This window comes from Shewanella mangrovi (assembly GCF_000753795.1).
GTDB lineage: Bacteria > Pseudomonadota > Gammaproteobacteria > Enterobacterales > Shewanellaceae > Shewanella > Shewanella mangrovi.
Map to the genome: position 1 here is coordinate 209,233 of NZ_JPEO01000006.1, position 19,509 is coordinate 228,741.

Annotated in this window: 19 protein-coding genes and 2 tRNA genes; all 21 read right to left on the reverse strand. The window is 48.2% G+C overall.

Annotated features, from left to right (window positions below):
- Nucleotides 1-48: 48 nt before the first annotated feature.
- Nucleotides 49-2,547, reverse strand: a complete 2,499-nt coding sequence (locus tag HR45_RS10680; protein WP_037442733.1) for a S9 family peptidase — start codon at nt 2,545-2,547, stop codon at nt 49-51.
- Between the two features lie 144 nt (nt 2,548-2,691).
- Nucleotides 2,692-3,261: an anthranilate synthase component II gene (locus HR45_RS10685; RefSeq protein ID WP_037442735.1), complete on the reverse strand. Its 570-nt coding sequence runs from the start codon at nt 3,259-3,261 to the stop codon at nt 2,692-2,694.
- Nucleotides 3,262-3,372: 111 nt separating this feature from the next.
- The gene (locus HR45_RS10690) at nt 3,373-4,029 is read right to left on the reverse strand and encodes a glutathione S-transferase (RefSeq protein ID WP_037442737.1); all 657 of its coding nucleotides are present in this window, start codon (nt 4,027-4,029) and stop codon (nt 3,373-3,375) included.
- Between the two features lie 3 nt (nt 4,030-4,032).
- Nucleotides 4,033-4,440 carry a hypothetical protein gene (locus tag HR45_RS10695; protein ID WP_037442739.1) on the reverse strand — a complete coding sequence of 136 codons (408 nt, stop codon included), beginning with the start codon at nt 4,438-4,440 and terminating at the stop codon, nt 4,033-4,035.
- Nucleotides 4,441-4,594: 154 nt separating this feature from the next.
- Nucleotides 4,595-5,056, reverse strand: coding sequence for a ClpXP protease specificity-enhancing factor (locus HR45_RS10700; protein ID WP_037442741.1), 462 nt, complete (start codon nt 5,054-5,056; stop codon nt 4,595-4,597).
- On the reverse strand, nt 5,056-5,685 hold the full coding sequence (gene sspA, locus HR45_RS10705) for a stringent starvation protein SspA (protein WP_037442743.1): 630 nt from the start codon (nt 5,683-5,685) through the stop codon (nt 5,056-5,058). The genes HR45_RS10700 and sspA overlap by 1 nt, the downstream gene beginning before the upstream one ends.
- Nucleotides 5,686-5,782: 97 nt before the next feature.
- Entirely contained in the window at nt 5,783-6,508 is a 726-nt protein-coding gene (locus tag HR45_RS10710) for a cytochrome c1 (RefSeq protein WP_037442745.1), read from the reverse strand.
- Complete coding sequence (locus tag HR45_RS10715) at nt 6,505-7,719, reverse strand: cytochrome b (RefSeq protein WP_037442746.1); 1,215 nt, start codon at nt 7,717-7,719, stop codon at nt 6,505-6,507. The genes HR45_RS10710 and HR45_RS10715 overlap by 4 nt, the downstream gene beginning before the upstream one ends.
- 2 nt (nt 7,720-7,721) lie before the next feature.
- Entirely contained in the window at nt 7,722-8,309 is a 588-nt protein-coding gene (gene petA, locus HR45_RS10720; RefSeq protein ID WP_037442748.1) for a ubiquinol-cytochrome c reductase iron-sulfur subunit, read from the reverse strand.
- Between the two features lie 197 nt (nt 8,310-8,506).
- On the reverse strand, nt 8,507-9,421 hold the full coding sequence (gene hflC / locus HR45_RS10725) for a protease modulator HflC (protein ID WP_037442750.1): 915 nt from the start codon (nt 9,419-9,421) through the stop codon (nt 8,507-8,509).
- 3 nt (nt 9,422-9,424) lie between these two features.
- A complete protein-coding gene (hflK, locus tag HR45_RS10730; RefSeq protein WP_037442752.1) occupies nt 9,425-10,588 on the reverse strand; it encodes an FtsH protease activity modulator HflK in 1,164 nt (387 codons plus the stop codon).
- 32 nt (nt 10,589-10,620) lie between these two features.
- Complete coding sequence (hflX, locus tag HR45_RS10735) at nt 10,621-11,934, reverse strand: ribosome rescue GTPase HflX (protein ID WP_037442754.1); 1,314 nt, start codon at nt 11,932-11,934, stop codon at nt 10,621-10,623.
- A gap of 19 nt (nt 11,935-11,953) precedes the next feature.
- A complete protein-coding gene (hfq, locus tag HR45_RS10740) occupies nt 11,954-12,232 on the reverse strand; it encodes an RNA chaperone Hfq (protein ID WP_037442756.1) in 279 nt (92 codons plus the stop codon).
- A gap of 84 nt (nt 12,233-12,316) precedes the next feature.
- Nucleotides 12,317-13,207: a tRNA (adenosine(37)-N6)-dimethylallyltransferase MiaA gene (miaA, locus tag HR45_RS10745; RefSeq protein WP_037442840.1), complete on the reverse strand. Its 891-nt coding sequence runs from the start codon at nt 13,205-13,207 to the stop codon at nt 12,317-12,319.
- Between the two features lie 32 nt (nt 13,208-13,239).
- Nucleotides 13,240-15,057: a DNA mismatch repair endonuclease MutL gene (mutL, locus tag HR45_RS10750; RefSeq protein WP_037442758.1), complete on the reverse strand. Its 1,818-nt coding sequence runs from the start codon at nt 15,055-15,057 to the stop codon at nt 13,240-13,242.
- Between the two features lie 7 nt (nt 15,058-15,064).
- Nucleotides 15,065-16,399 carry an N-acetylmuramoyl-L-alanine amidase gene (locus HR45_RS10755; protein ID WP_052074681.1) on the reverse strand — a complete coding sequence of 445 codons (1,335 nt, stop codon included), beginning with the start codon at nt 16,397-16,399 and terminating at the stop codon, nt 15,065-15,067.
- Nucleotides 16,386-16,865, reverse strand: coding sequence for a tRNA (adenosine(37)-N6)-threonylcarbamoyltransferase complex ATPase subunit type 1 TsaE (gene tsaE, locus HR45_RS10760; RefSeq protein WP_037442760.1), 480 nt, complete (start codon nt 16,863-16,865; stop codon nt 16,386-16,388). The genes HR45_RS10755 and tsaE overlap by 14 nt, the downstream gene beginning before the upstream one ends.
- 33 nt (nt 16,866-16,898) lie before the next feature.
- Entirely contained in the window at nt 16,899-18,371 is a 1,473-nt protein-coding gene (locus HR45_RS10765; RefSeq protein ID WP_037442762.1) for a bifunctional ADP-dependent NAD(P)H-hydrate dehydratase/NAD(P)H-hydrate epimerase, read from the reverse strand.
- A 209-nt stretch (nt 18,372-18,580) separates the two neighbouring features.
- Nucleotides 18,581-19,036, reverse strand: a complete 456-nt coding sequence (locus HR45_RS10770; protein ID WP_037442764.1) for a hypothetical protein — start codon at nt 19,034-19,036, stop codon at nt 18,581-18,583.
- Between the two features lie 250 nt (nt 19,037-19,286).
- A tRNA-Gly gene (locus HR45_RS10775) sits at nt 19,287-19,362 on the reverse strand.
- A 20-nt stretch (nt 19,363-19,382) separates the two neighbouring features.
- A tRNA-Gly gene (locus tag HR45_RS10780) sits at nt 19,383-19,458 on the reverse strand.
- Between the last annotated feature and the right edge of the window lie 51 nt (nt 19,459-19,509).

Below are 19,509 nucleotides of genomic sequence, written 5' to 3' on the forward strand. Positions count from 1 at the left end.
AAAATAGGCTCCCCTTGGGAGCCTATTTTGAGACAAAAACGCTAGCGATTATGGTTGCTTGGGTTTTACGTCAGTTTCAAACAGTCGGAAGATACGACGGTATTCATCTAACCAGCTTGACGGCTGACGGAAGCCATGAGACTCCACCGGATAGTACGCCATGTCAAAATTAGGGTTTTCCAACTCAATAAGATGTTGCACCAAACGCACACTGTCTTGGAAGAACACGTTGTTATCAACCACGCCGCCCAAAATCAACAGATGGTTTTTCAGCCCTGCGGCAAATTCAATAGGGGAACTGCGGTTGTAGGCAATGGCATCATCATCCGGCATATTCAGAATGTTGGAGGTATAGCCAGTATTGTAATGTGCCCAGTCTGACACTGGTCGCAAGGCCGCACCGGCTTTAAACAGGTCTGGCGCGCGGAACATCGACATAAAGGTCAGGAAACCGCCATACGAGCCACCGTACGTACCCACACGTTTGGCATCGATATTGGTGTTTTGCACCATCCAGTTCACACCATCTTGCAGATCTTCCACTTCTGGGTGGCCCATGTTGCGATAAATGGCGGTACGCCAGTCACGACCGTAGCCTTTAGAACCACGATAGTCCATGTCGAGGACAACATAACCTTGCTGCGCCAGCAGGTTGTTGAACATAAACTCGCGGAAGTAACCGGAGAAACCATAATGCACTTCCTGCAAATATCCAGCACCGTGGTTAAACACCACTGCGGGGTATTTCTCAGCACGTTTAGCGTCAAAGTTCTTTGGCAGATACAAGCGCGCATACACCTTGCCAGCACCATGACTTGATGGCACCTCGATGATTTGTGGCGCTTGCCAAGGATAATCAGCAAAGGCTTTGCTGGTGTAGTGAGTTAACTGCTTCAGTTCACCGCCAATCGGTTGCAGATAAAGTTCATCTGGTTTAGTCAGCTTTGAAGCCGTCAGCAGCAGTGCATCGCCGGCTGGACTCAGTTCGTAATCCAGCGTACCGGTCCAATGAGTTAGCTGCTCATTTTTACCGCTAGCAAGATTCACTCGGTAAACATTATATTTGCCAGGATGCGCTTTATTGGCCTTGTAGTAGATGTATTGCGCTTTGGGCCCTAAAGTCAGATCGCTCACAACATAGTTGCCATTGGTCAGCGCTTGCTCTTTTCCGCCTAACGGCTTGGTGTAAAGCTGAGAATAACCGCTTTGCTCGGACAGATAGTACAGCGTGTTGCTGTTTGGCAACCAGCCAAACTGGTTGTGGTCATAGTTGATCCACGCATCATCATGCAAACGATGCTGTGTGACAAATTTGCCATTTTGCAGATCAACGGTGGCGAGCCAGCGGTCTTTATTATCAACCGCTTCTAACATCACGGCTAATACAGGCTTATCCTGCTGCCATTGCATCGCACTTTGCAGCCAGCTCCAGTCTTCAATTAAACGGATCTTACGTACTGTCGGCTCACTGTCGTAATCTTTACCTACTGCCTTTGCGTTCTCGGTTTTGACCTTAGCCAGCACATCCTCGTCGTAACCGGTTAAGCCTTCCAGGGTGACATCCTTTTGGCTGTGTTTAACCAAGTCCAACACTACAAAGCGTTGCGCAGGTACATCATCTTCCGCCACGCGCGCTCTTGCAGGCACCGCCTCAATATGACCATCGGCGTTGATATAATCCGGCATAACGTCGCTTTGCGAACGACCTGTGTAGTTCTTATCTTGTAACACTAGGAATAGATATTGACCATCTGGTGATACCGTCAGCTCTTGCAGCGCATCTTGTTCGCCGAGATAAAATGGCTCTGCCGCCATGGTCGGGTCGACGGCACGCAAGGCTTTTTTATAGTCTTCGCTAGCTTTGGCATTCGCATGTTCTTTGGCGATAAATTGAATTAAACGCGCTTGTTGCTTGGCCAAGAAAGTACTGGGTTCTGTCACGCCCTCAGGTGCTTTGGCGAAGCGAATATCGGCCAACACCGACACCATGCCAGTGTGAGTATCGATTTGGAAAACTTTGTCACCTTGCCAGTAAACTAAGTCGCCGCTACTCAAAAAGCTTACACCATCAATTCTATCGGCTTGGCGAGTCAGTTGTTGTACGACACCGCTTTTGAGATCTTTCACAAACAGATTGTTTTGATATACGTAAGCTTTGCGCTGTTTATCTGCGCTATAAACACCTTGCTGCTGCGATGCTTGATGCAGTTGTGCTAATGGCAACTGCTGAGTATCACCAGTGGCAAGGTTTAATTGGTAATAGTCGCGCAGCGGCGATGCGCTTTTAGAGCGAGAAAATAGTACCGACTGGCCATTGTCACTCCAATAAGCACCTTCTGGGGCTAATCCCATCCAATCGGGATCTGCCATAATCTGCTTCAACGTTAATGGCTGCTCTGCCGCTGGCGGAGCCACTAACGCAGGTGTATTGACGACCGCAGCGACACTGCTGCTAGTCGCAGCTTGTTCGGCACTGGTCGTTGCACAACCAGAAAGCACGGCGAGCGCAATTGCACTCAAGCCAAGTTGGCGAAGGTAACAGTTCATTCCATTTCCTTTTGTAGTTTTTAGCCCAGGCGCATCGGCCTTTGGGAAATAAGATCGCAACAAAGCGCCATTTATACCATAGCAGCGGCAAGGCTAGCGCATTGTTGGCGAGGAAACTTGTAAGAGCGTGTTAGCAAATAGCATTTATTGGGCGAGAAAGTTTTGCAGCAGCGCATGCCCCGATTGCGTCAAAATGGACTCAGGGTGGAACTGCACGCCAAAAAGCTGCAACTCAGGATGACTAATGGCCATAATTTCATGACCATGCTGAGGGTCATCAAACCATGCATCTTCGATAAAACTGTTCGGGACTTGGTCAATCAGTAGCGAGTGGTAACGGGTGACTGTGAGCGGCATAGGTAATGTTGAAAACAACCGCTGACCATTGTGGTGAATTGCCGACGTTTTACCATGCATCACGCGTTTGGCACGAATAACCTGGGCTCCGAATACTTGTGCGATAGCTTGGTGACCAAGACAAACCCCCAAGATAGGTAGCTTACCCGCATATGCTTCAATAGCCGCGAGCGAAATACCGGCTTCATTTGGGGTACAGGGACCGGGAGAGATGACGAGATGAGAAGGCATTAGCTCAGCGATTTTTGTCACTGTGATCTCATCGTTACGCACAACGTGCGGTTGCTGACCAAGCTGCTGAAAATACTGCACCAAGTTATAGGTGAACGAATCGTAATTATCGATAATCAGCAGCATATGATCGCCTAGTTACTCAACTCAAAATAATGCGGCGGCATTGTATGTGATTCGAGCCAAAGAACCAACGGTTAACCTTGCCCAGCGTTAACGGAAAAAATTGCGTTCGCGTTAAGGCAATTGTAGACAATATTCTTCTGCGCCTAGTTGCCATATAGGCCGCTTTTGCATCGCGCAGACAAACCAAGGATGTTGAAGCCACGCCGCTAACCAACGTTGCAGGTAGGGTAACTTCGCCGCAGCAAATCGCGGTTGTTCAACAAATGCGCATTGACGGACAAACGGCATCACCAATAGATCAGCTAGGGTGATTCGACCCAACAAATACACTTGCTCGTGGCTCGCTAATTGCTGCTCTAATTTTTCGAGGAATACCAAAGCTTGTTGCCAATAATGAGATTGAGGTTGCTCAGGAAAACGATCGAAATACTTATAGCGATCGAGCCAATATTTAAACTCATTATCATTCTGCGCTAACAACTGCTGTAGCCATGTTTGCTCTGTTGCAGTTAGCTGCAGCAACTGATGAGGGTCTTGTTGTTGCAATGCCCACAAGGCGATATCAGCACTTTCTTCCAGTACAGTCCCATCAGCCAACTGCAACACGGGGACGGTCGCTTTCGGCGACAAGGCTAACATGGCAGCTGGCTTATCCTTTAGCTCAATTTCACGTACTTGTACCGCAATTCCACTGGCCAAAATTGCCAAGCGCGCCCGCATCGCATAAGGACAACGGCGAAAATTGTAGAGTAACGGTAATTGAGACACGCCTTAACCTTCCACAGATTTGAGCGAACGTAAAAACAACCCAATGCCACCGACAAGCAGCACCAAAATAACGATCAAATCAAAGCTGGTCATGTTGCGCAGATGAAAGTGTACCGATGAGATGACGCCAAAGATGAGGGCAATCAATGAGCCTACGGCGAGCAACCAACCAAGGACATTGCGGCTGTTATAAAACACTAAGCCGACACCAAACATGAAAGGGATCATAATCATGCCACCAGTGATCCCCCACTGACTGCCGAGAACACCGACCCCATAGAGCCGCGCGCCCAAACCAAAACTGGATGTCACACTGATGGCACTAAGTAGCAGATAACCACCACCACAGATCATCGCCAAGCCGAGGAAAAATTGCCCTATTCCACCTGATGTGCCGCCTGCACCTTTCATCGATAAGCCCTTGTCATCATTTTGTATAACATTGATTCTAACCAACTCATCATGCAGTCACAATTATTGCTCGCATGGTTTGATAGCAAGCGTTAGTGCATCATACAGCAACAAAAAAGCCAGTCTGAGACTGGCTTTTTTGAATAACTTATCGCTACTTAACGACGGTCAAATGAGCTCGGCGTTTGGCCTTATCCTCTTCCGACGCTGCCTTGGGCTTACTCTCCGCAACCACATCAGTTGCTTCAGACTCCACCACATTGAGCATGGCGTCTTCGCCATCTTCGAGCAGATAAGCATCTTCCATATCGAATACTGTACCGGCGCCATTTTCTCGAGCGTAGATGGCAACAACAGCCTGCATTGGCAGAATCAACTGCTGTGGTACTCCACCGAAACGGGCACTGAATTCTACGAACTCATTCCCAATTTGCAGATTTCCCACTGCTGACGGTGCAATGTTCAATACAATCTGCCCGTCTTTCACGTACTGCACTGGTACCTGAGTTCCCTGCACTGTGGCATCGACCACTAGGTGCGGCGTTAGATTGTTATCTAACAGCCATTGGAAATAGGCGCGCAGCAGATACGGGCGACTTGGCGTCATTCCTTTCATTACAGCCCCATGCGCATTTCGCGTTCAGCTTCAGTCAAAGACGCTTTAAATGATTCACGCTCAAATACGCGAGTCATGTAGCCTTTGATCTCTTTTGAAGCCTTGCCATCGAGTTCGATACCCAATGCTGGCAAACGCCATAACAATGGGCCGAGATAGCAATCAGCCAGACCAAACTCTTCACTCATGAAGTAAGGTACTTCTGCAAACACTGGCGCAATCGCCAAAATGCTTTCCAGCAACTCTTTACGCGCTTGGTCAGCACGGTCATTAGTGCGAATACGCTCAACTAAGCTGTACCAATCTTTTTCGATGCGGTGCATCATCAGACGGGTTTGACCACGTGATACTGGGTAAACAGGCATCAATGGTGGATGAGGGAAACGCTCATCGAGGTATTCCATAATGATGCGGCTTTCATACAACACCAGTTCACGATCAACCAGTGTTGGAACTGAGTTATAAGGGTTCAGTTCAAGCAAATCTTCAGGCAGTTCATTAGGGTCTACCTGCAGCACATCCACTGTTACCCCTTTTTCAGCCAGTACAATACGAACCTGATGGCTGTACAAATCATCAGCCCCGGAAAACAGGGTCATAATAGAGCGTTTATTGGCAGCCAGAGCCATCGATCCCCTCCAGATTTCATAAAATAAACGCAAACATGAGCCAATTTTGCTCAGTTCGCGCTCTTTGGATGCCGTATTTTACCACTTTTTGTAGGCTTTAGTGTACATCCTTCCAATATTCTTTCTTTAACCACCACGCCAACAGTAAAAAGAAGGCGAGATACAGCAATACCCAACGCCCCATTTGCTCACGCTGAGCTTTGATAGGCTCGGCAGCATAGACCAAATACGCGGTAATATCTTTGACCAAGGCGGCATACTCTTCTGCCGACATTTCCCCAGCTTGCGCAGGATTAACAGCGACGACTTTAGACACTGTCCGATTCTTCTGCTGCTGTTGCTCAATTTTCGGTGTTGCTAGTCCTTGCTCATGCTGCAACACATGCGGCATTGCCGTATAAGGCATCAACAGGTTGTTGACGCCAAACGGACGTTTTTCATCTTGGTAAAACGACATTAAAAAGGTGTAGACCCAGTCTTCACCGCGCACACGACTAACGAGCGTTAAATCAGGAGGCGCCATGCCAAACCAGCGAGTGGCTTCTTTTTCAGACATGGCACTTTCTATTAGGTCACTCGGTTGAGCACCTGTGAACATCAGTTGCTTTAGCTCTTCTTCTGTCAGCCCAAGATCATCAGCGACACGCTGATAGCGCTGAAAATGCGTGCTGTGGCAAGATGCACAGTGCGTTTGAAAGGCCTTAAAACCACGTTTTTGCGCGGCAACATCTTTGCCATCAACGTCTGCGTGTAATAACTCGACATCCGCGGCAAAACTGAGGGCTGGCAGCAACAGTAAGATGACGACAAATATTTGCTTCATTTAAATGTCACCCTTTCCGGCACCGGCTTCGTTGGCTCTCGTTTGCTGTACCACCAAAGGGCGATAAAAAAGCCAAAATAACCACAGGTGAACACTCGCGCGCACCACTTCAGCAGGGTATTTTCCGGTAGTAAACCAATAACCCCCAACGCAATAAATGACACGGAAAACTGCATCAAATTGAACTTGTGATAGCCGCTGCGATAACGCACCGATTTCACCTTACAACGATCTAACCAAGGCAGAATAAACAGCAAGGCTATCGATAAACCCATGACGACAATGCCACCAAGTTTGTCAGGTACTGCGCGTAACATGGCGTAGAACGGCGTAAAATACCAAACGGGCGTGATATGTTCTGGAGTCTTCAACGGATTAGCCGCTTCAAAGTTTGGACTCTCCAACATAAGTCCACCGCCTTCTGGCATAAAGAACACAAAAAAGCAGAACAGCATCAAAAAGCCCGCAATCCCCAAGACATCTTTTACTGTGTAATAAGGGTGAAATGGAATACCGTCGAGCGGCCAGCCATCGTCATCTTTGTACTTTTTAATCTCAATGCCGTCAGGGTTATTTGAGCCGACTTCATGTAATGCAATCAGATGCAGGAAAATCAACACCACCATAATCAGTGGTAACGCAATCACATGCAGCGCAAAGAAGCGGTTAAGCGTGGCGCCGGAAACCACGTAGTCACCACGGATCCACAGTGTTAGGTCATCGCCAATTACAGGAATTGCGCCAAACAGCGAAATGATCACCTGTGCGCCCCAGTAGGACATCTGTCCCCAAGGTAACAGGTATCCCATAAAGGCTTCAGCCATCATCACCAGAAAAATCAGCATGCCGAAAATCCACAGCAATTCTCGAGGCTTTTGGTAGGAGCCATAGAGCAAACCACGAAACATATGCAGATAAATCACAGCAAAAAACGCAGTCGCGCCGGTGGAGTGCATATAGCGCAGTAGCCAGCCGTATTCGACATCGCGCATCAGATATTCAATGGAGGCGAATGCACCTTCAGTGGTTGGCACATAACTCATTGTCAGCCATACACCAGTAAACAACTGGTTAAACAGAACCAACAGAGCTAACGATCCAAACAGATACCAAATATTAAAGTTCTTAGGTGCCGGGTATTGTCCTACATGCCGCTTATAGGTCGCGGTCATGGGAATACGATCATCCAACCATCGAATCAGACTTTTCATGGTTATCGTGTTTCCTGATGAGTGCCAATCACGATACGACCATCATCAAGATATTGATGTGGTGGCACGACTAAATTAAGTGGCGCAGGCACGCCCTGAAATACCCGCCCTGCCATATCAAATCCAGAGCCATGGCAAGGACAGAAGAAACCTGACGCAATGCCTTCAACATGGTCAGCGAAGTTATCTGGCTGATAGGTCGGCGAGCAACCTAGGTGGGTACAAATACCCACAGCAACAAAGATTTCAGGTTTAATTGAGCGCCATGGATTCTGCGCATACTTAGGTTGCTGTGGCTCTAACGACAAAGGATCACGCAAAAGATCATCATGCAATGGTAGTGCATCCAACATTGCTCGTGGACGCCTGACCACCCAAACGGGCCGGCCACGCCACATGACCTTGATCAATTGACCTTCTTCAAGCTTACTAATATTGACCTCAACAGGTACTGATGCCGCTTTGGCTTTGGCGGAGGGATTCCAAGATTTGATAAAAGGCACTGTAGCGGCAGCGATACCTGCCCCACCGACCGCAATAGTCGTTATTGCCAGAATGCGTCTGCGTCCGAAATCGGCCGAACTGCTCATCCATTTATCTCCGCAGCGCCACGCATACAATGAGAAAAGCGCTTGAATTAGGGTTGCTATGACTCGGCATTATAAGAAAAAGTACTCAACAATTCATTTGAAAAAGTGATAAAAATCACGCATCAAGCACATAAATATTGTCGCGCAGCCACAAAAAAGCCCAGCTTCAAGACTGGGCTTTTGACTGACCGATAAGCTTACTTATCACCGTCTTTAAGGTACTTAAAGAACTCACTGTCAGGTGCAAGCACCATCACATCGGATTTACCAGCAAAGCTTGCTTTATAAGCTTCTAAACTACGTAAGAAACTATAAAACTCAGGGTCCTTATTGTAGGCATCAGCGTAAATTTTGGCCGCTAATGCATCACCTTGACCTTTCACGATTTCAGCATCACGACGGGCATTAGCCAGAGTTACCACCACGTTAGCATCGGTACGAGCGCGAATTGTTTCCGCTTCCTCTTTACCTTTTGCACGGTGCTCTTTAGCAACAGCCTGACGCTCTGCGCGCATACGTTGGAAGATACTGTTACTTACATTGTTAGGCAGGTTAATTTGCTTAACGCGTACATCAACCACTTCAATGCCTAAGTCTTCAGCACTCTTCGCCGCATTTTCCAGAGCCAAACGTTGCAGCTCGTCACGGCTTGAGCCTTCCACTTTGCTGTCTTCGCTAATGCCGGAAACAATCTCTTTGATTGTGCGTTTACCGAACTCAGTACGCAGATCACTGTTGATCTTACGCTGCAGCAACATCTCTGCATTCGACTTCATACCACCGTTGGTGGCTAGGTAGAATTTTTCAAACTCTTTAATGCGCCACTTAACGTATGAGTCAACCATCAGATCTTTTTTCTCTGAGGTAACAAAACGGTCGGCAGCACCATCCAGCGTCTGAATGCGCGCATCTAAGTAACGGATTTTATCAATCAACGGCACCTTAACGTGCAAGCCAGGGCCATAAACTCGAGTAACCGGCTTACCGTCAATGTTGTCTTTCAATACTTCACCAAAGCGCGACACGATAGCGCGTTCACCTTCGGTAACCACCATCAAAGACGACAGACCTACACCAATCACAATGGCGACAATAATCAGTAATCCCCGCATCGATTATTCCCCCCGACCTTGACGCACACGCGCTTCACGCGGAATACGTCCTGTGGTTGACATGTAGTTACTGTTTGACGAATTTGAAGTGCTATTCGCCGACGAACTACTGTAACTGGTAACTGAATCTGGCTGCATGACATCGGTATCAGATGACGTAGATGCACGCTTATCCATCAATTTATCTAACGGTAAATACATCATGTTATTGCTGTTTTTACTGTCGACCAGCACCTTGTTGCTATGGCTATAAACTTCCTGCATGGCATCAAGATATAAACGCTTACGGGTTACTTGTGGCGACTGCTTATACTCAGGTAACAATTTATCGAACCGCGCGGCAGCACCTTCAGCATCCTGCACGACACGCTCTTTGTAAGCGCGAGCATCTTGGTTAATACGTTGTACCTGGCCACGAGCTTTAGGTTCAATTTCGCGTTCATAAGCTTCCGCTTCGCGGATAAAACGCTGCTCATCTTCCTGCGCTGAAATTGCATCGTCGAACGCTTCTTTCACTTCTTCCGGCGGACGCGCTGGCAAAAAGTTAACGTCAACAATGGTCAAACCCAGTTTGTAAGGTTCGATAATGCGTTCAATTTCAGCCCAAGTGTTATCACGAATGGTGGCACGGCCTGTCGTCAGAATATCATCCATCCGCGAATGACCGACGACATAACGTAATGCACTGTCTGTCGCTTCACTCAAACTAGACTTAGGATCCACAGCACTGAACAGATAGCGATAGGCGTCCGTCACTTTGAACTGCACGTCTAACTCAACCTGCACCACGTTCTCATCAGCTGTCAGCATGCTGCCAGAAGCTGGAATAGAACGTACGGTTGAGACGTCTACTGGCAACACAGTATCGACAAACGTCGCTTTCCAATGCAGACCTGGCCCCACTTCACCAATGTGCTGTCCAAAACGCATAACCACGCCGCGCTCTGCTTCCTTGATGGTATAAAAACCCGATAGCCCCCAGACAACAAGGGCAATTACCACCACAATCAACAGTGCACCGAGGCTGAAACCAGCACCACCGCCTGAACCACCAAAGCGCTTCGACAATTTACGAAACACTTCATCGACATCTGGTGGTCCTTTATCGTTACCACCTTTATTTCCCCAAGGATCATTACCCTTGTTACCGGGCTCATTCCAAGCCATTTAACACTCCATAACAGAATGAATACACAGGGTTATCTAATAACTGTATCTGTTTCCGCTTCAGCTTCAATAATAAAGCTTTCAAGCTCGCCTTCGCTTTGCTTCACTAAGCGATTCCAATCCGCTTCGGGCATTTTGACACTGAGCAAACAATTGCCCTCGTCGTCATATGCCTGCTGTTGAATCGCTTCTAGTCGGAAAAACTGACTTACATATTTACCTGCACTCGCAGGCAATTTTAAATCTAAATCAACAACATGACTGCCAATTAACTGTTCGATTGCATCACGCAACAGCTCTAAACCAAGCTGCTGCTGCGCAGAGATCCACACTCTAAAGGGCTTACCTTCTGCATCGACATCAATTTTTGCTTGTGCTTCCTCTAACAAATCTATTTTGTTACAGACGATAAGCTGCGGAATATCTCCCGCATCAATGTCAGCAAGTACGTTTTGCACCTGAGCAAAATTGTCGTCCATATTGTCATCGGCACAATCGACCACATGCAGCAGTAGATCGGCTTGACGAGTTTCCTGCAACGTCGCCTTAAACGCAGCCACCAACTCATGAGGCAAATGACGAATGAATCCTACAGTGTCCGCCAAAAAGACAGCATGATGCTCCAGATCCAACTTACGTAGTGTTGGATCCAGTGTAGCAAACAGCTGATCGGCTGCATAAACTGTTGACGATGTTAGTGTGTTGAAGAGCGTTGACTTACCAGCGTTGGTATAACCGACCAACGAAACAGTCGCCATGTCACTGCGCTGACGTGCACGGCGGCTTTGCTCACGCTGTTTATCGACTTTTTCAAGCCGGCGGTTAATGTATTTGATACGCCCCCGAAGCAGACGGCGGTCGGTTTCCAACTGGGTTTCCCCAGGACCACGAAGACCGATGCCCCCTTTCTGACGCTCAAGGTGCGTCCAACCACGAATAAGTCGGGTCGACATGTGGCGCAGCTGTGCTAGCTCCACCTGCAACTTCCCCTCATGCGTTCTCGCTCGCTGCGCGAAAATATCAAGAATTAACGTAGTGCGATCCAGTACCCGGCAATGGCACAGTGCTTCTAAGTTACGTTCTTGAGCTGGCGTCAGCGCGTGGTTGAAAATCACCACATTAGCTTCGGTAGCAGCCACTAACGCTGCTAACTCCTCAGCCTTACCAGTACCAACAAAATATTTGCGATCAGGCGCTTTACGACTTCCTGTTATGACACCGACTGAATGTGCTCCTGCCGATTCCACCAACAGTTGCAACTCAAGGAGATCTTCTCTGCTGTCTTCATCTGAAAATTCCAGATGAACCAGAACGGCTGTCTCCCCCGCCTCATAGCGTTCAAACAAGAAGTAAGCTCCTTAAATATTACTGTTCACTGCTGTCTTCATGCTGGCCGTTATAACCAGACTGACTACCTTGATGGCTACCGCTGCCCATGTTGAATGGACGTGAAGGTACCACTGTTGAGATGGCGTGCTTATAAACCATCTGACTTACGGTGTTTTTCAGCAAAATAACAAACTGATCAAAAGACTCTACCTGCCCCTGCAACTTAATACCGTTGACCAGATAGATAGAAACAGGAACACGTTCACGGCGTAACGCATTCAAGAATGGGTCTTGTAATGATTGCCCCTTAGCCATTTTTTATTTCCTTTTTACTTTATATTAATCCAACAGTGACACTTTCTTATTTAGTTTTAGTATTATACAGCAAGGGCCATTAAGCTAGCGGCTTTGGCGTATAACCGTAACTAAATTACTGTTTGCACCGCTTTCGAGCCAATGTAAGTTTGGCCACCCCCGCAACCATGTTAATTGACGCTTTGCCAATTGCCTAGTGGCGGCTATGGCTTTTTCGGTCATATTTTCACGGTCAAACTCACCGTCGAGATACTGCCAACACTGGCGATATCCCACACATCGCATCGACGGTAATTCTAAATGTAAACCTTCTCTCGCCCGCAACTGCGTAACTTCATCGATAAAACCTAACGCTAACATCTGCTGAAAACGTTCCGCAATACGCGCGTGCAATACTTTTCTGTCTGATGGCGCAATAGCAAACTGCAGCGCCTCATAAGGAAACGCGTCGGCCTTTGTTTGGGTCAACTCGGTTAGCGACTTGCCGCTAATGCGATACACCTCCAACGCTCGAGATAAACGCTGAGGGTCGTTAGGATGGATCCTAGCTGCCGACACAGGATCCACCTCGGATAACTGCTGATGTAACGCCTGCCAACCTATGCTCTCAGCTTCCGCTAATATCGCTGCTCTGACCTCTTCATCGGCACTGGGTAATGGTGATAAACCCTCCAGCAAGGCTTTGAAATACATCATCGTGCCACCGACTAATAACGGCGTTTTTCCTCTTGCGAGAATATCTTCTATTTCACGCAAGCAGTCGGCACGAAAGTCTGCAGCCGAATAGCTTTCACTGGGGTCGCGAATATCAATCAATCTATGTGGCGCACGCGCCAACTCAACGGCCGATGGCTTTGCAGTGCCGATATCCATGCCACGATAAATCAGCGCCGAATCTACCGAGATGACTTCACAATTGTGTTGCTCTGCAAGCGCAATGGCTAACTCGGTCTTACCCGATGCCGTTGGCCCCATCAGCGTAATAATTTGGGGCTTCGCTGTTACCGTCAAACCGATTCGCTCATCCACTGTTGCCAAGGTAATGACTTGGCCATTTTAAAAATCTGTTGTCGCTGGGCGTCATCTATTTGCATCAACTGCTGCCAAACAACCGCCGCCGAAACGAAACCGCTTATACTCTTGGTGGCGATCCATTCGGCGATATCACTCAATGAATGCTCACCGTCTGCCAACCATGCCAGCAATGCGGGTACAACTTGTGCAAGCTGGGTGTCCCGTAGATATGGGGGCACTTTTTTGATTATCAACTGGCGCTGTCGCATGCCGACAACAAAGCCTAACTGTTCGATCAATGTGGCGCGCTGTTCTAACAGCTGTTTAGCGCTAGTGTCCATATCAACAGACACTGGCATTAATAGCGGCTGCATCGGCAAGCCCGATGTCAGCTTTAGCTCGATATCTAACTTAGTCAAAGACTTAGCAACCTGCTTTACTGCCAGCAAGCTTAGACGATGCTCGTCGGTCAACACCCAATAGTCACCGTCTAGCAGAGGTGGCATTGCGGCAACAACATTTGTTTCGTCCGCGGCAATGGTCTCCTTGACCGCAAGCGACGAACTCATTAATGCGCCATAATTCCGCACTGCCGCTTTGGATGGCGAACTAGCACCATATTGCCGCGGAGCTGAACCAAGGTTGAACGAGCCATGGCTCTCTCGAACCGTTGAGCTCGACGGACGATATTCACCGGTTTCATAATCAATTTCAGCAGCTTTGCGACTTGCGCTGTAGCTGTCATCAGCGCCGCGATCATAGGTGGGCTGGCTTAATTGCGACTTAATTAATGGCGTATCGGCTGTAGGGGAAAGTGACCAACATTGTTCCAATGCCGAGGATAATCCCTGCAGCACAAAATCATGCACAAAACGCGCTTCGTGAAAACGTACCTCATGCTTAGCTGGATGCACATTAACATCCACTTGATGCGGGTCGACTTCAAGCATCAAAATATAACCAGGCTGCTCCACTTCGGTTAATCCAGCAAATGCTTGCTTTACCGCGTGGGTGACTAGACGGTCGCGGACATGGCGGCCGTTAACATAAAAATAGTGCGCATCGACCAGTTCTTGCTGCATAGGTGATTGCAGATAGCCGCTAAGTTTTAACCCTTCATGTTCGCAATTCACTCTAACCGCCTTCTCAGCGAAGGCTCTGCCACACACTTGAGTCAATCTTTGCAGGTATTGGCTTTCGGTTACTGCAGGACGGTAATTGCGCATCTGCTTGCCATTGTTTTTCAGCGTCAGATGGATCTCGGGGCGCGCAACTGCGATCCGTTTCAGCCACTCATCAATATGAGTAAATTCGGTTTTATCACTTTTTAAAAAACGACGCCGCGCCGGCGTATTGAAGAACAGATCAGCAACTTCGATGGTGGTGCCTTGTGGATGGGCAGCAGGCATCACCTTTACGGCCATTTCTGAACCTTCCGCATAAGCTAACCAAGCTTCATTTTGTGCTGCCGTCTTGGACGTCAGCGTCAGACGGGCCACGGAACTAATACTGGCCAGCGCTTCGCCCCGAAAGCCAAAACTTAAAATCGCTTCCAAATCATCAATTGTGGTTAGCTTTGAGGTGGCGTGACGCGACAAGGCCAAGGCCAATTCATCTTTGGCAATGCCACTACCGTTATCCTGAATTTTAATCAGCTTGGCGCCGCCCTTCTCAATCTCAATATCAACGCGTGTCGCTCCGGCATCCAAGCTGTTCTCAACCAACTCCTTCACTACGGAAGCCGGACGCTCAACCACTTCACCCGCGGCGATTTGGTTTGCCAGTTGCGGCGGTAACACACGAATAGACATGGAGACCTCAGGCTCTAGGAATGACCAGTTTCTGGCCAATCCGTAGCATATTGGATTTAAGGTTGTTGGCTTTTTTAATCGCGGCGACCGACACATTGTAACGCGCCGCAATCACCGACAGGGATTCGCCACGACTGACGCTATGGTTGATACTGGCGCTGCGTGCTAGAAGCGTACCTTCGGGGGGATAATGCTGAAAATAACTGATAATCCCGCCATAAATGGCATTCGCCAACTTTTGCTGATGATTACTGCTTCGGAGCAGCTTCTCTTCCGTCGGATTTGAGATAAACCCGGTTTCAACCAACAGCGACGGAATGTCGGGCGATTTCAATACTGCAAGGCTGGCGTATTCAGGACTGCTTTTGTGCAATTTAGTGACTTTCCCGAGACGGCTTAGAATATCATCCGCGACTCTAAACCCTGCCGAACGCGAGTTGTCCATCGACATATCGATCAAGGTACGCATCAAATACTGTTCGCTGTCGGTATTTTGCACAATTTCACCAACACCACCGAGCAGTTCCGATACTTTCTCGCTTTGCTCCAGCAAACGCCCCATCTCAGAGTTTGCCCGCCGATTAGATAACACCCATACGGATGCGCCGCGCGGTTGCGGCGAAGTAAAGGCATCAGCGTGAATGGATACTAACAAATCAGCCTTACCTTTGCGGGCCAGTTCGGAACGCCGGTTCAAGTCGACAAAGTAGTCGCCTGATCGGGTCATAATTGCTTTCATGCCACGCACGGCGTTTATCTCATCGGCAACCCGCTTAGCAATCGCCAATGCAACGCGTTTTTCATACATCCCTGAAGGACCGATAGACCCAGGGTCATCACCACCATGGCCAGCATCAATAGCGACAATAATGTCGCGATCATCCTGAGGTTGACGGTCACTATCTTGCTTAATCGTGGTTTTACGGCCGGACTCAAAGTCGACGACAAGGCGATCACCATAAGGCCCGGTCGGCGGTAATGAAAAGAGATTGGCATTCGCTGCTTGTTTGAGATCAATAACAAGCCGCAAAATGCCTTTTTTAGGCGGTTTACTAAAACGCACCCGCTTAACGAGTTGACTGTTATTACTCAGATTCGCCAGCGATAACTTACTGCCTTGATGGGTACTATCAAGATCAATGACTAAGCGCTCAGGATTATTCAGCGTGAAGTATTTAAAATCTGGTTTATTTCCTAAGTCAAAGACCACACGTGTAGAATCTGGTGCCGCCCAGATACGCACACTATTAAGTGTATTGGCGGCAAATGCCGCTGCGCTAAATAGGGATAAAAGCGCAGTTATGGCTATGGCATAAAACGAGATGTTATTAGCTTTCGGCATTGTTATTTATGTTATCTAATAGCACCTTGCCAGCGGGAGACGAGGCTTCTAGGGTAATTTCTCGCCCAGTATTAACATATTTAATATGCAGATGTATATCCGCTGGCGGCAAACAACCAACACCTTTATCAGGCCATTCGACTAAACATAGGCTTCGATCGCTGAAATAATCACGAATCCCCATAAATTCCAACTCTTCAGGATCGCTTAATCGATAAAGATCAAAGTGATAAACATCGATATCGGCAAGCTCATAAGGCTCGACCAGCGTATAGGTAGGGCTTTTTACTGCGCCTTGATGACCTAAGGCTTGGATAAGACCTCGACTCATCGTGGTTTTGCCCGCCCCTAACTCTCCTGTTAGATAAATCACCAGCGGCGGTTGAATAGCTTGCGCCAAAGTGCGACCTAGGGCGACGGTTTCAGTTTCATCTTTCAGCTGCAGTACAAGCGGTTCACTCGACATTGTTTTACTTCCATTCTGCAGCGTTCGCTGCTTTTACACGGTATTCACTAAACGACGGATCCAAGGAAACAGATCGCTCGCTAACATGCCGCGCTCGCCATCCTCCGCGGCTTTGTCCGCCGCTTCACCATGGATAACCACAGCAGCGATTGTCGCGCGTGATAAATCAAGTCCCTGGGCAATTAGCGCGCCGATTATACCAGATAACACATCGCCGCACCCACCGCTTGCAAGCCCGGGATTTCCCACCGGCGCCACATAGACACAATCCCCATCACAGATAAGCGTGCCCGCCCCTTTTAACAGCACCACCCCACCGTATCGCTGCTGCAGCTCTCGAACCGCAGCAAAGCGGTCTTGCTCTACCTGTTCAACGTCAACCGCTAAGAGACGTGCGGCTTCACCGGGATGCGGCGTCAGCACCCAACGCGTTTCACGCCGAGGTTCTTGGCTAAGCAAATTTAACGCATCAGCATCCAGTACCATAGGTTTGTCGCTGAGTCCAACTGCCTTGAAGAGGTTATAGCCCCAATCTTGCTTGCCAAGTCCAGGCCCCAACACCAGCACCTTAGCCCAGCCAAGACGTGAATACACCTCCATATCCACCAGCTCACATCCCCGGAACATCAATTCCGGTCGGTTGCTATTGATGGTTAGCTGGTGTTCAGGCCGACTGACGACTGTGACTAATCCAGCGCCACTGCGCAGACAAGCTTCACTGGCCAGTCTGACGGCTCCTGCCATACCATAGTCACCGCCAATAACAGTAACGCGGCCACTGTCACCTTTATGACTGTCGCGAGCTCTCGCAGCTAGGTTTCCGGCGAGATACTCATACCCTACTCGCTTTACTTCGGGTTCAGGCAAAAACTCACTAAGTCCAATATCAGCAAAGTAGAGTAAGCCAGTGCAGTTCCTTGCTTTGCTAGTGAGTAAACCTTGCTTCATGGCGCCCATACAGAGCGTGAAATCGGCGACGATAGCATTACCTGTACCTGTATCAGCGTTAATGCCTGAGGGTAAATCCAAACTGAAGACGATGGCTTTACTACGGTTAATGCAAGTCACCAGCGCGGCAACATCCTCACGTAATTCGCCACGCACACCCGTACCTAGCAGCCCATCCACAATGACATCAACATCGGCGAAATCGGCCTCGGTGTCAGCAACGGCATAATCATGCGCTTGCAGCAACTGCCATGCTTGCTGCCATTCAGCGGTTGCACGTTTTCCACTATGAACCAGCAAGCTGACATCAAACTCACGCTGCTTAAGCCAGAAATAACAAATAAGCGCATCAGCACCATTGTTGCCTTGCCCGGCAATGACCACAATACGACTCGTTGCAGGAATGCGCTGTTGCAGTAATTCAAATGCGGCTAGTCCGGCCTGTTCAACTAATTGAAACAAAGGTGCCTGATGGTGCTTCGCCCACGCTTGCTCGGCATCGCGGATCGTCGCAGCGTCATACAATGCGGTTGGAAGATGAGATAAATGTTGCGCCATATAAACTACTCCACGAAGCCGAAGGTTCACGCCTGAATATTGCGTTGCCTAACCTTGAGTGTGTAATAAATAGAGCTTGAGCCTAGCAAGTTCCAGCATAGCTCAATATGACTTTGGTCATTATCAGAAAGGTTAATTTACCAAAGCATGAAAAAAGCCCGGTCCAGCCGGGCTAAAATGTGCAAGTTACGGGAGTTAAGCGGTAAAAATCAGATATCATCCATGCGCATGGTGCTGTGGACCAAACGTTGCTGATGGATCTTCTGTACTCGTACCAAATCTTCCAGTGCGCTTTTCACATCAGCCGCTGAAGATGAATTGGCAGTTTTTTCTAACAGGCCAATCAGCAGATTGTCTAATTCCAAATGTAGCTCCAGCACATCATCGTCATTCATCGTGGCTGGCAACATAGCGTTTTCACAACGCTTGCTGAAGTCTTCAAAGACAAAGTCCTTGTACCAACTTTCAAGAATACGTTTAGGCGCTTCGTCAATGTAATCTTCCAGATGGCGGGCAACACCTTTTTGATGTTGTTCGAAGTAATCCAAGAGCAGTTTGGTTCGGGAAGAGTCAGCTTGTTCGTTCAATCTATGATACAGCTTGGCCATATCTAAGTGACATTCAGCAACATATTCAAGTAGTTCACGCAGTTGTTGGATACGCATTCCGCACCCTCCATGACTTGCAGCGTTAACGCCGCTGGTTGATTTACTCTACGTCCATTATGTAAGTAAAAGTCTAAGGATTACATGACACTTGTCATACTTTTTAGGTCATGAATTTCGCTACATTAGCGAACACGTAAGAATCTGGCGATAGATCACGAAAACTAAGGTCGACTGCATCGTTAGACTAAAATTACAGCTAAAAATTAGTTGTTTTAGTGGGGAATTGAAAGCATTTGGAGAGAAAATTTGGAGCGACATATCGGGTTCGAACCGATGACCTATACCTTGGCAAGGTATCGCTCTACCAACTGAGCTAATGTCGCATCGAAACTTGCTTGATGATTGGAGCGACATATCGGGTTCGAACCGATGACCTATACCTTGGCAAGGTATCGCTCTACCAACTGAGCTAATGTCGCAATCATCAATATTCAGCAGTATTGGAGCGACATATCGGGTTCGAACCGATG

Bases quoted from the DNA above. Each gene is read 5' to 3' on its own strand.
- HR45_RS10755 (WP_052074681.1), bottom strand. From the start codon at position 16,399: ATGCCGAAAGCTAATAACATCTCGTTTTATGCCATAGCCATAACTGCG.
- HR45_RS10700 (WP_037442741.1), bottom strand. From the start codon at position 5,056: ATGAAAGGAATGACGCCAAGTCGCCCGTATCTGCTGCGCGCCTATTTC.
- HR45_RS10680 (WP_037442733.1), bottom strand. From the start codon at position 2,547: ATGAACTGTTACCTTCGCCAACTTGGCTTGAGTGCAATTGCGCTCGCC.
- hflK (WP_037442752.1), bottom strand. From the start codon at position 10,588: ATGGCTTGGAATGAGCCCGGTAACAAGGGTAATGATCCTTGGGGAAAT.
- sspA (WP_037442743.1), bottom strand. From the start codon at position 5,685: ATGGCTCTGGCTGCCAATAAACGCTCTATTATGACCCTGTTTTCCGGG.
- HR45_RS10695 (WP_037442739.1), bottom strand. From the start codon at position 4,440: ATGAAAGGTGCAGGCGGCACATCAGGTGGAATAGGGCAATTTTTCCTC.
- HR45_RS10770 (WP_037442764.1), bottom strand. From the start codon at position 19,036: ATGCGTATCCAACAACTGCGTGAACTACTTGAATATGTTGCTGAATGT.
- HR45_RS10710 (WP_037442745.1), bottom strand. From the start codon at position 6,508: ATGAAGCAAATATTTGTCGTCATCTTACTGTTGCTGCCAGCCCTCAGT.
- HR45_RS10685 (WP_037442735.1), bottom strand. From the start codon at position 3,261: ATGCTGCTGATTATCGATAATTACGATTCGTTCACCTATAACTTGGTG.
- mutL (WP_037442758.1), bottom strand. From the start codon at position 15,057: ATGTCTATTCGTGTGTTACCGCCGCAACTGGCAAACCAAATCGCCGCG.
- tsaE (WP_037442760.1), bottom strand. From the start codon at position 16,865: ATGTCGAGTGAACCGCTTGTACTGCAGCTGAAAGATGAAACTGAAACC.
- hflC (WP_037442750.1), bottom strand. From the start codon at position 9,421: ATGCGGGGATTACTGATTATTGTCGCCATTGTGATTGGTGTAGGTCTG.
- miaA (WP_037442840.1), bottom strand. From the start codon at position 13,207: ATGGGGCCAACGGCATCGGGTAAGACCGAGTTAGCCATTGCGCTTGCA.
- HR45_RS10765 (WP_037442762.1), bottom strand. From the start codon at position 18,371: ATGGCGCAACATTTATCTCATCTTCCAACCGCATTGTATGACGCTGCG.
- hfq (WP_037442756.1), bottom strand. From the start codon at position 12,232: ATGGCTAAGGGGCAATCATTACAAGACCCATTCTTGAATGCGTTACGC.
- petA (WP_037442748.1), bottom strand. From the start codon at position 8,309: ATGAGCAGTTCGGCCGATTTCGGACGCAGACGCATTCTGGCAATAACG.
- HR45_RS10715 (WP_037442746.1), bottom strand. From the start codon at position 7,719: ATGAAAAGTCTGATTCGATGGTTGGATGATCGTATTCCCATGACCGCG.